This is a genomic window from Microbacterium sp. CGR2 (assembly GCF_003626735.1).
Taxonomy (GTDB): domain Bacteria; phylum Actinomycetota; class Actinomycetes; order Actinomycetales; family Microbacteriaceae; genus Microbacterium.
The window spans coordinates 2,101,201-2,112,752 of record NZ_RBHX01000001.1 but is presented as its reverse complement, the minus strand read 5'-3'; the positions used below and the strand labels follow the sequence as shown (position 1 = coordinate 2,112,752).

Here is an 11,552-nt window from a genome sequence, read left to right as displayed (position 1 = left end):
CGTGAAATGACGGATGAAGTCGAGGTCCTGCGGTACAGCGCGTTCGCGGCGACGGCGGATGGCGGCAACCCCGCCGGCGTCGTGCTGGACGCCGCCGGGCTGAGCGACGAGCAGATGCAGCGGATCGCTGCGGAAGTCGGGTACTCGGAGACCGCATTTCTGGTGGCCCGGACGGACGACGACGGTGTCTCACGCTTCGGCACGCGCTATTGGTCCCCGGCTGCGGAGGTGCCGTTCTGCGGGCACGCCACCGTCGCCACGGCCGTCGCTCTGGCGGAGCGTGAAGGGCCGGGTGCCGTGATCTTCGACACCCCGGCCGGCACCGTGACCCTTCGGTCCGAAGCCGACGCGTCAGGTGCGATCACCGCGTCATTCACGAGTGTCGAGCCAGAAGTGCGGGCGCTCGACGGTGAGGTGCTTTCGATCCTGCTGATGCTCCTCGGGCTCGAGACAGCCGACCTCGACCCGCTGCACCCGCCGAAAGCGGCGTTCGCGGGCAACTGGCATCCGATCGTCTTCCTCGCCGATCGCGAGCTGTTCCATCAGTTCCGGTTCGCTCCTGCCGATGTGGCCGCGCTGATGCGCGAGCAGGGGTGGCTCGGCACGGTCACCGTGCTGCATGCCGAGGGTCGCCACGATCTCCTGGCGAGGAACCTGTTTCCCGTCGGCCGGATCACAGAAGACCCGGCTACCGGGTCGGCGGCAGCATCGACGGGCGCCTACCTGCGCGATCAAGGTGTGGTCGACCAGACGATCCGGATCCGACAGGGGGCGCACGTCGGGCGCCCGAGTCTGTTGACCGTCACGATCCCGACGTCGGGCGGCATCGTGGTATCGGGTGGAGCCTCGCGCATCGAGTGAGTCGCGCGTCCCCTGTCTGAACGCTGGGGGTGCCGGGTTGCCAGGTCAGCCGAACCTGCCGGGGCGGCAGAAGCGGCCTTCTGAGTACGATTCAGCTCCCGATTGAGTAGTAGAAAGCTCTCTTTTTGAGTATAGAAACAGTCGCCCTTGCCGGTGGCGTCCGCCGATACTGATTTCGAGCGAACCGCCGCCCGCGACGACGCACTGCCTCGTCTCGCGAGCTGACTCCGAAGAAGGCAATCATGCAATCAACTATTCATTCGGTCGCTGAGCGCTTCGGCAAACGGCGCTTGCCCTACCTTCTCATGAGTGCCATCGCTGCAGTCGCGATGGTGCTCATGTTCGGAATCGCCCCAGCTAACGCCTCCGCGGGCGATGGCAGCGCTTTCGCGGGTCCGGACGGCCTGGAACGATCGATAACGGTGGCGGAAGGCAACTCCGGTCTTCACTTCGACCTTCAGCCCGGCGACGAAGTCCAAGTCGCTGATGATGGTCAGGTCGCCACACTCGTCACCCTGGACGGTACAGAACTGATCCAATTCGATTCGCCCAGAGTCGAAGGGGCCGCTCACGCGATCTTCAAGTACCGCGATGGCGAACTCACCGCTGTCGCCGCCGGTGCGGATGGAGGACCCAGCTTCACCACCTTCGGTTGCGCAGCCGCATCCGCAGTCAGCTGGGGCTGGTCAATTCTCTGGGCAGGCATGGTCTGCGTGCCTGCGGCACTCGGCACCGGTGGCGTCGGCGGGTTCATTTGCGGCGCGGTGGGATCCGGGATCTCTTCATTCGTTCCCTTCGACAGGGTCTGTGGTTAACGCATGAAGCATCTCGCACTGGTACTCGCTGCTGCGGCTACTTGCTTTCTGCTTGTGGTCTCAGCAGCGGCATTCACCGAAAAGGACCTTGACGCCAGTCTCATCGCACTCGGCATACTCAACACCGCGCTAGTCATCGGAGTTGTCGAATATGGATGGCACATGAAGAGGACTCGGCGCGGTACAGCCGAACGAATCGATGACTCTTCGACATGATCAGTTCTTCGCGCACGGGCTCCGCCCCGCGCACCGAAGTACGCGGCTCGTCCGCTGATTCGGGGCGCGGGGCTCAACCGAAGAGGCACGCCTCGTTGTAATCGGAGGCGGCCGGCTCCTGCTGTCTCGAAACGCAGGAACGGCGATCTCCAGGGCGCGCATGGGTGAGCCGTCGACCCCCGCCCGCCTGTGTCGATTCCCGCGCTATCCGATGGCAGTTTATGTGCTCGCCGAGTGAGGGTGCGGGTGTGTGGGTTGGTCGGGTTTGTGGGTGGTTTGTGGAGGGTTAGTGGGTTTCTGAGGTATGCCGGAATACCGCCCTGATCTGGTGGTTTTTCGGGTTTGAATGTCGGTGGTGGTGGGTTGGATAGGGGGTATGGACAACCTCATCGGATCCCTCGGGCAGGTCAGTGTCGGCCTTGACCGGGTGTTGCATGCGGAGGTGGTGGCGGGGTTGAGTGATGTTGAGAAGGTGGAGTTGTTGCGGGTCGCGGGTGAGGTGGCGCGGCGGGTGGATGCGGTGGTGGTCGAGGCGGTCGCGTCGGCGGATGTGGAGTTTCCTGGGGGCTTCGGGTGCCGGTCGATGAACGAGGTGCTGCAGCGGGTGGTGCGCACGGATGCTGCGGGTGCGGGGCGGGTGGTGAGGGCGGCGAAGGTCGTGGAGCGGGATGTGGAGTTCACCTCGGGGGCGCCGTTGCCTGCCCGGTGGCCGCAGTTGCGGGAGGCGCTGCTGGACGGGGTGATCGGGGTCGAGGGGTTGTTGGCGGCGACGGGGCCGTTGCTGCAGGCCGGGCGGCGGATCAGCCCGGAAGACCGGTTGCGGGCGGATGCGCAGTTGGCCGACTTCGCCCGCGGACTCCACCAGGATGCCGATGCCGATGCGGACGGAGATGCGGATGCGGATGCCGATGCGGACGATGCGGCGGACGCCGACGTCGATCTCGATGCGGATGCCGATGCGGATGTGGACGGGGATGCGGATGTGGCGCCGGCGGCGACGCCGGAGGATCTGCGGTTGTTGGCGCGGGTGATCCTGGCGTATCTCGACCCCGATGGTGCCGAACCCGCAGAAGACATCGCGATGCGCGGCCGCGGGGTCAGCCTCGGGCGCGCGAAAGATGGCCTCATCCCCCTCAGCGGGCGCCTGTTCCCCGAAGTCGCCGCCCAGTTGCAGCGCATCTGGGACGCGTATCTGAACCCGAAGGTCGACGGGCCACCCGCCCCCGGGGTGTCATTCCGACCCACTGACGACGGTGCGGATGACGATGCTGCCGGGTCCGATGATCGGACTGCGATGGCCGGCGATGACCTTCCCGCCGGCGACCCGGGGGGAATGGTCGACACGAGAACCCGCGCACAGAAACAGCACGACGCCCTCGCCGCAGCGCTCGGTATCGCGGCCCGCCACGACGAGATGCCCCGCCTCGGTGGTGCCGCCCCGACCCTCGTGGTGTCTGTCACCGCGGAGGATTATGCGACCGGGCGCGGGTGGGCGCACGTCGACGGGACCGACATCCCGGTCACCGTCGGCACCGCCCGCCACACCGCATGCGGGGGCATGGTGCAACGCGTGCTGTTCGACCCGGAAGGGCGGATCCTCGGTATCGGATCGACCGACCGGATCTTCACCGTCCACCAGAGACGCGCGATCACTCTCCGAGATAAAGAATGCTTGATCCCGGGGTGTCATGTTCCGGCATCCTGGTGTGAGATCCACCATGTCCAAGAGCACGCTCGAGGTGGGCCGACCAGTACCGACAACGGGGTCGCGTTGTGCTGGCACCACCACCGCACCCTCGACACATCAGGGTGGGAGATCCGCATGCACAACGGCATCCCCTCCGTCCGCGGACCCGGCTGGTGGGACCCGCACCGACGCTGGCGCACACCACGACACACCCACACCCACGACCACACCCGCGCCCGCGCACGCACCCAGCACGCCAGCTAGGCCGGCCGCTCGCACTCAGCACGCCAGCCAGGCGCGCCCGCACGCACCCAGCACGCCAGGGGCCCACCACACTCAGCGCACCCGCCGACTGCGCGCCGCCTCAGTTCTGCGCGCCGTAGTCCGGCAGCTCCTGCAGGGTCCAGGTGTTTCCGTCAGGGTCGTCGAACGTCACGAAACGACCCCACGCCTGCTCGTCGACGCCCTGCGCCTCCACCCCGAGATCGCGCAGATGTGCCAAAGCCTCATCGGCGTCGGGCACGACCACCTGAATCGTGTTCTGCTGTCCAGGCTGCAGACCGGTATCGAGGCCCGTCCCGAAGGCGATGGAGCATGCCGATCCGGGCGGCGTCATCTGCACGAACCGCAACCCCTCTGTCGGCGTGTGATCGTGATCCGCGTTGAAGCCGATCTTCACGTAGAACTCCTTGGACCGGTCGACATCCGACACCGGCACGAAGATGAGCTCGATCTTCCAATCCATGACGCAAACTCCTCCTGGCAGGCTCCGTCGCCCGCGCCGCGTCACAGGCTACGCCCGAGAGCCGACACCGCGCCAGCGATCTCACACACGCCCGCAGTCAGCCCACGCCGCAGGCATCCCCCGCCGTAGTCGGCCCACCACGCCGTCGTCAGCTCACCGGGCAGTCAGCCCACCGCCGTAGTCAGCTAAACCGCGCCGTCACAGCCAACCCTTGTCGAGTGCGATCCGCACTGCCTGTGCTCTGTTCGCCGCTCCTGTCTTTCCGATCGCTGCCGAGAGGTGATTGCGCACAGTGCCCGAAGACAGGAAGACCTCCGAAGCGATGGCGGCGGCGCTGCGCCCGTCAGCAGCAAGACGGAGCACCGCCTGCTCCCGCTCGCTCAGCGGGTTGACCCCGTCGAAGAGACTCTCCTCCGCCAAGACCGGATCGACCACGCGCATCCCGGAATGAACTCTGCGCACCGCCTCTGCGAGCTTCTCGGCGGGCGTGTCCTTGACGAGGAATCCGCTCGCCCCCGCGTCCAACGCGGCACGCAGGTATCCGGGCCTCGCGAAGGTCGTGACGATCAGCACCCGCGTGGAAGGACTGACCGCGCGAATACCCCTGGTCGCCTCGACTCCATCCGTCCCTGGCATCTGGATGTCCATCAGACAGACATCGGGCTTGATCTCGCCGACGAGCCGTATCGCTTCGGCACCGTCCGCTGCCATCGCGCACACTTCGAGATCGCCCTCGAGCTCGAGCAGAGCCCCGAGCGCCCCACGCACCAGGGCCTGATCATCGGCGATCACCAAGCGGATGCTGCCACCTTCGTTCCCTGCGCTCACCAGGTCACCTCCACGCGGGTTCCGGTGCCATCTGCAGACGCGCACCCGAAGGAGGCACCGGCCGCTCCTGCTCGTTCACGCATACCGCGGATGCCGTTGCCCTCTCGCTCCCCGGAACCGACGGCGAGGCCGACGCCGTTGTCCTCCACGACCAGGCTCCCGGGTGCCATTGCCACTCGAACGATCGACGCCGCGGAGTGCCGGATCACATTCGTCGTCGCCTCACGCAGAACCCAGCTCGCCGTCAAAGCCTGCACGGAAGACAGCGCGTCAGGCGCGCCGGCGACCTCCATGTCGATGTCGGCGGCTTGCAGTGCATCGCGACTGGCGGCGAGCTGCTCCACGAGCGTCGCTCCCCGCGCACCCGCGACGGTCGTGCGGACGCCGGCGATCGCCTCGGCTGTCAGCTGCTCGATATCGGACAGCTCCGCTTTCGCGCGCTCCGGATCGCTGTCCATGAGGCGCCGGGCGAGCTGTGCTTTGAGTCCGACGACGGTCAGCGAGTGGCCGATCAGGTCATGGACATCCCGGGCCAGGGCCTCGCGCCCCTCGCTGGTCGCGAGCTCGAGACCGAGCCGCTCTGCCTCGATGGATCGGAGGATGAGCCACGTCGACACAGTGTTCACCACGCCCAACAGCGCGACGATCGCGAGCATCGACAGGTAGGAGATGCCACCCGGAAGAAGGAACACGCACAGTGCGGTGACCGCGACAGCAGTGCCGGTCGTGATCCAGTGCCACGGTCGAGTGAGCCCGTAGGAGGCGAACGACATGATGAAGGGCAGAAAGCTCAGCGCGGATCCGCCCTCAGCAGGCACCGACAGCAAGGCGCACACGATGAGCGCAGCGAAGGTGACCCACTGCATCGGCAACGGGGCGTTTCCGAGCCCACCTCCACTGCGCATGCCGTAGAGGAAACCGACGACGTAGAACACCGCGAACGCGACCAGCGCAACCCACCCGACGACCACCCAGGCGATCGGCGCCTCCGATCGCACCAAAGCGAGTACCGGGTAGATGAGGAAGATCAGCCAGACGACCGCCATGAGCCAACCGAACCGGGCCCACGGATCGTTCACCGTGCCTGTGCGTGCCCCCGGTGCAGCCCAGGCTGCCGGTGGCGCGCCGGCCGCCGCGAGGGTCGTCACGTTTCGACGGCGCTCAGTCGAAGCCCGCCGCTCGGCCCCCGATCGCTTCACCACCCGTCCAACCTACTGTCGCGCACGCGAACGTCTCACGCCGGCGACCACCAGCAGCACGAACACGACGAGCCAGACAGCGACATTGAGCAACAGCATCCACATCTGGTCGGTCTGCCCCGTGGTCAACTGCCCCTCGGTGAGCGGCCACCGGCTCAACCCGACGAATCCGTACAGTGGCGTGAACCGGGCGATGTCGAGCATCACTCCGTCCAACGGCATGAACACGTTCCCGAAGAACGCGAAGAACGTCATCGAGATCGACGCCAGAGCCGCGGCGGATTCCGAGCTGAAGAACAACCCGACGCCCAGGCCGTACAGCCCATAGACCAATCCGAGGCTGAGCATGATCCCGGCCGTCGCCGCCCACCGCCAGGCCCCGTCCACCGTCGCGCCGGTGAGCCAGCCCGCCGTGAAGACCGCGAGCAGTGCGAACGCGGCGAAGCCGACGGCGGTCGTCAGCTTGGTGAGGGCGTACCCCACGGTCGTCAACGGTGTCAGCGCGAGCTGTCGACCCCAGCCCTGATTCGCCTCGATCGCGGCGAGGGAGGTCAGTGAGCTCATCGCCACCGCGGTCCCATACGCGGCCATGGACGCCATGATGTAGAACGACACGTTGCCGTTGCCTGCAGAGAGGCTGCCGTACCCCATGCTCACCCCGAAGAGCAGGTACATCGCCACGGGCATCCCCAGGGTGAACGCGAGCGTGTAGGGGTTGCGGAGTTGGCGCATGCCCTCGATGCGCAGCATCGTCGGTGACATCGTCGTCGGTGAGATCGTTCTGGGCGAGATCGTCGTGGGTGAGATCGTCATGGTCGTTCCTCCGTGAGTGCGGTGAAGGCGGTTTCGAGCGTGGGGGCTGCGATCTCGAGGTCGTGCGCCCCGGCGCCGAACAGGATTCGGGCCACGGCATCCGAATCGGACGCGCGGAGACTGAGCCGATCCGCGTCCCATCGAATGTCGACGACCCCCTCGCATTCGCCCAGCGAAGCGGCAACGTCGTCCGCCCTGTCGGGAGCTATCGTCGCTGAGACCGTCCTCCCGCCCAGTTCCGCACGCAGCCGAGACGTCGATGCGTCGGCGACGATCGCACCCCGATGCATCACGACCGTGCGGCGCGCGAACTGCTCGGCTTCCTCGAGATAGTGCGTCGCGAAGATGATCGTCCGCCCGGCGTCGGCGTCCGCGCGCATGACGTCCCAGAAGTGGCGACGGGTCGTGACATCCATACCGGCCGTCGGCTCATCCAGCACCAGGATGTCCGGGTCGGAAACCATGGCGAGCGCGAACTTGACGCGCTGCTGCTCTCCGCCGGAGCACTTCGAGATGCGTCTTCGGGCGAGCGGAACCAGATCGGCTCTGGTCAGGACTTCGGGCACGCGGGCGAGGGCTTCCGCGCCATACAGCGAGGCGATGAGCTGAACGGTTTCCTGAACGGTCAGGTCGGAGAGCAGGCCTCCTGTCTGCAGCACCGCGCCGAGGAAACCTCCGCTCGTCGCACGCCGCGGATGATCGCCGAGCACCCGGACGGTGCCGGCGCTGGGCTCGACGAGACCGAGAAGGATGTCGAGCGTGGTCGTCTTGCCGGCGCCGTTCGGCCCGAGGAGCGCGACGACCTCTCCCCGGCGGATGACGAGATCCACACCGTCGACGGCGCGCACTGTGCGCTCTCCTGAGCCGAAGGAGCGGCGTATGCCGCTCAATTCCACGACGACCGGCGGAACACCCGACGCTCGTGTGGCCGGCGTCGGTGCGCCTCGCAGCGCGGTGTCATGCGTGAGTGCTGATCCCATGACTCCAGCCTCGCCTGCGGCCCGATCCGGCGCCGGAGAGCGGTGTCATGCGCTCGACATGACACCTGTCACGTCTTCGGACTCAGGCAGCAGGCAGCAGCGCCCCCTCCAAGAACTCCTGAAGCTCGGCAACACCGTCGAGCGGGAACACTCCCGCCACATACTGGTCCGGGCGCACCACGACCACCACCCCATCGCGCGACAATTCGCGCGCTTCGAAGATGTCGGTCTCCGTCCACTTGCTCGGACCGGCTGCGTAGACCTTCTCCCAATCCGTGAGACCGAGCGGGCCGGTCTTCGGCTGGAAGAGAGCCGGACTCGTCGTGACTTCGACGTCTTCGTACGGCCGCTGGTGGATCGCTTTCACATCGAACACCGCGTCGGCGTCAGCATCCGACGGTGTGAATCGCGCGAACAGCGACCCGGCCTGCTCCGCCCATGCGGCGAGCGCGGCGCCCGAACGATCCCCGAAGGCGTACACGCGCCACCGGCCGTCCGCTCGTGCGTGATGCCCGAGGTGGACCACATTGCCGTCGCCGACCCGGATCACCTCGGCCGACTTGAACCGTTTGCCGAGCGGGAAGCCCGCTGCCAGCTCCTGGTGGGCGGCAGAACCGGTGATCATCGACTCCGCGTACTGCGTCATGAACCCCGACGGGAACTCCGCGGTGGCGAGATAGTAGGTCGCCAGGTCGTTGGGGTCGGAGATCTCCTCCGGCTTCCGCGCCATCAGAGACGACCACTCCCGGTCGAAGTCGATCAGCTGCTGCGCGACCGGACGCCGCTCTGCGCCGTACGTCGCCAGCAGGCTCTCGGGGGCGCGACCGGCCAGCACGGAACCCAACTTCCAGCCCAGGTTGAAACCGTCCTGCATCGACACGTTCATCCCCTGACCGGCCTTCGCACTGTGCGTGTGACAGGCGTCGCCGGTCAAGAAGACGCGCGGGGTCCGCCCCGATCCGTCGACCACGTCGTCGAAGCCGTCGGTCACCCGATGGCCGACTTCGTACACGCTGTGCCAGGCGACCTGCTTCACGTCGAGCGTGTAGGGATGCAGGATGTCATTCGCCTTGCGGATGATCTCCTCGATCGGCGTCTGCCGCACACGGTGGTCGTCGTTGTCGGCGACCTCGCCCAGGTCGATGTACATCCGCGACAGGTAGCCGCCCTCGCGTGGGATGTGCAGGATGTTGCCGGCCGCGGAGTTGATCGCGCACTTCGTGCGCCAGTCCGGGAAGTCGGTGTTCACGAGAACATCCATCACACCCCAGGCGTGTGCGGCGCTCGCTCCGACGTGTGTCCGACCGATGGCCTGCCGCACGCCACTGCGGGCCCCGTCACTGCCGACGACGTACTTCGCCCGGACCGTGCGTTCCTCGCCGACGCGCTCCCCGGCGGCGTACCGCAGCCGCACCTCGACGGGATACTCCCTCTCGTCGTGCACCGTGAGCCCGACGAATTCGATGCCGTAGTCGGGCGTGATGCGCCCGGGCCCGTTCACCGCCGCCTCGGCGAAATAGTCGAGCACGCGCGCCTGGTTGACGATCAGATGCGGGAACTCGCAGATGTCGTAGGCGTAGTCGCCGGTGCGGTTCGTGCGGACGATCTCGCGGGGGTTCTCGGGGTTCGGCCCCCAGAAGTTCATCCACCCGATGTTGTACGCCTCGGCGATGATCCGCTCCGCGAAGCCGAAGGCCTGGAACGTCTCGACGCTGCGCGGTTGGATGCCGTCGGCCTGGCCCAGCGGGAGGCGGCCGTCGCGCTTCTCGATGATGCGCGTCGAGATGTCCGGGTATTGGGACATCTGCGCGGCGAGCAGCATCCCCGCAGGCCCTGAGCCCACGATGAGCACATCGATCTCGCCCGGCAGGTCGGTCGGGCGGTGGGAGCCGATTCCCGCGGCGGCCTGCACTCGGGGGTCGCCCGAGACATACCCGTGGTGGTGGAACTGCATCGTCGTCGATTCCTTCCGACTGCGTGGAGGTCAGGCCTTGGCGAGACCGTAGATCGGGCTCACCGCCTGCTCATCCTCATGGTCCGGCCCGAGCGGGATGCCGGAACGATCGCGCAGCAGCAGCGTCGCGATCAGGCCGAGCACCGTCATACCGGCCAGGTACCAGGTGACCGCCTGGGTCGAGCCTGTCGCCTGCACGATCGCGGTCGCGATGGTCGGGGCGAAGGCCCCACCGGCGATGGCACCGATCGCGTACGAGATCGAGACTCCCGAGAAGCGGATGCTGGCAGGGAACAGTTCGGTGTACAGCGCCGCCTGCGGGCCGTAGGTGAAGCCGAGTCCGATGGTGAGGATCGCGAGCCCGGCGAACAGCAGGCCGATCTCCCCGGTGTTGACCAGCGGGAACAGGGTGAACACACCGACGAGCTGCATCACCCAGCCGATGATGTAGGTCGTGCGTCGGCCGATGCGGTCGCACACCCACCCTGCCAGCAGGGTCGAGAACAACCAGGTCACCGCAGAGCCCGCGACAGCCCAGAGCACGGGCCCCCGCTCGAGCCCGATCGGCCCCTCCGGGTTGGTGGCGTATCCCTGGATGTACCCGCCGGTGGTCATGTAGCCGACCGCGTTGTTGCCCGCGAAGACGAACGCGGCGATCACCACGAGGAGTGCGTGCTTGCGGAACAGCTGCACGATCGGCATCCGCGCTTTCTCCTTGCGCTCGGCGAGCTCGGTGAACACCGGGCTCTCCTCGACCTTGCGGCGCACGTAGTAGCCGACCAGGATCAGCACGACGCTGAGGAGGAACGGGACGCGCCATCCCAGGCGAGGAACTGGTCGCCCGGAGCGATCACCGTCATCAGAGCCATCACACCCGATGCGAGCAGCAGCCCCAGCGGGACGCCGATCTGCGGGGAGGAGCCGAAGATGCCGCGCTTCTTCCGCGGCGCATGCTCGACGGCCATCAGCACCGCGCCGCCCCATTCGCCGCCGGCCGAGATCCCCTGAAGGATGCGGAGCAGCACCAGCATGATGGGTGCCGCCACTCCGATGGCCTCGTAGGTCGGGAGCACGCCGATCAGCGCAGTCGCCGCCCCCATCAGGATGAGCGTCCACATGAGAACCGTCTTGCGACCGAACTTGTCGCCGTAGTGACCGGCGAGGAACGCTCCCAACGGGCGGAAGAGGAAGCTGACACCGACCGTGGCGAACGCGATCAGCGCGCTGTTGGCGCCGAGCGGCTCGAAGAAGAGCTGACCGAAGACGAGGCCGACGGCCGTGGCGTAGATGAAGAAGTCGTACCACTCCACCGTGGTGCCGACGACGGTGGCGAACACGACGCGGCGGCGATCCGCCGTCGTCGCGATGGTGCCGGTGGGGGTGAACCCAGCCTGTGACTGCCCGCTCATGGGGTGTCTCCTTTGGTTGTGACTGCATTGTCACGGCTCGCGATG

The 11,552-nt window shown here is 67.0% G+C and carries 9 protein-coding genes and 1 pseudogene; 3 read left to right on the top strand and 7 right to left on the bottom strand.

All coding sequences use genetic code 11. The features are described 5' to 3' along the window. Positions 1-6 precede the first annotated feature (6 nt). The 3 genes from D7252_RS10665 to D7252_RS10655 all read left to right on the top strand — a co-directional run bounded on the left by D7252_RS10665 (position 7) and on the right by D7252_RS10655 (position 3,843). Positions 7-861 carry a PhzF family phenazine biosynthesis protein gene (locus D7252_RS10665; RefSeq protein ID WP_120775373.1) on the top strand — a complete coding sequence of 285 codons (855 nt, stop codon included), beginning with the start codon at positions 7-9 and terminating at the stop codon, positions 859-861. A 338-nt stretch (positions 862-1,199) separates the two neighbouring features. Further along, positions 1,200-1,676, top strand: coding sequence for a hypothetical protein (locus D7252_RS10660; RefSeq protein WP_147406728.1), 477 nt, complete (start codon positions 1,200-1,202; stop codon positions 1,674-1,676). A gap of 592 nt (positions 1,677-2,268) precedes the next feature. Continuing rightward, the gene (locus D7252_RS10655) at positions 2,269-3,843 is read left to right on the top strand and encodes an HNH endonuclease signature motif containing protein (protein WP_183055263.1); all 1,575 of its coding nucleotides are present in this window, start codon (positions 2,269-2,271) and stop codon (positions 3,841-3,843) included. 100 nt (positions 3,844-3,943) lie between these two features. On the opposite strand, the gene D7252_RS10650 is transcribed toward D7252_RS10655, so the two are convergent. From D7252_RS10650 to D7252_RS10620, 7 genes and pseudogenes are all read right to left on the bottom strand, one after another. Beyond that, complete coding sequence (locus tag D7252_RS10650; RefSeq protein ID WP_120775370.1) at positions 3,944-4,324, bottom strand: VOC family protein; 381 nt, start codon at positions 4,322-4,324, stop codon at positions 3,944-3,946. Positions 4,325-4,522: 198 nt separating this feature from the next. After that, on the bottom strand, positions 4,523-5,152 hold the full coding sequence (locus D7252_RS10645) for a response regulator transcription factor (RefSeq protein ID WP_120775369.1): 630 nt from the start codon (positions 5,150-5,152) through the stop codon (positions 4,523-4,525). Then, on the bottom strand, positions 5,149-6,354 hold the full coding sequence (locus D7252_RS10640; protein ID WP_259461089.1) for a sensor histidine kinase: 1,206 nt from the start codon (positions 6,352-6,354) through the stop codon (positions 5,149-5,151). The genes D7252_RS10645 and D7252_RS10640 overlap by 4 nt, the downstream gene beginning before the upstream one ends. Before the next feature lie 9 nt (positions 6,355-6,363). Further along, positions 6,364-7,164: an ABC transporter permease gene (locus D7252_RS10635; RefSeq protein WP_251050691.1), complete on the bottom strand. Its 801-nt coding sequence runs from the start codon at positions 7,162-7,164 to the stop codon at positions 6,364-6,366. Next, a complete protein-coding gene (locus D7252_RS10630) occupies positions 7,161-8,144 on the bottom strand; it encodes an ABC transporter ATP-binding protein (RefSeq protein ID WP_120775368.1) in 984 nt (327 codons plus the stop codon). Before D7252_RS10630 ends, D7252_RS10635 begins: the two co-directional genes overlap by 4 nt. An 82-nt stretch (positions 8,145-8,226) precedes the next feature. Beyond that, positions 8,227-10,098 carry an FAD-dependent monooxygenase gene (locus tag D7252_RS10625; RefSeq protein WP_120775367.1) on the bottom strand — a complete coding sequence of 624 codons (1,872 nt, stop codon included), beginning with the start codon at positions 10,096-10,098 and terminating at the stop codon, positions 8,227-8,229. Between the two features lie 30 nt (positions 10,099-10,128). Next, a pseudogene (locus tag D7252_RS10620) lies at positions 10,129-11,507 on the bottom strand (MFS transporter). Positions 11,508-11,552: the final 45 nt, after the last annotated feature.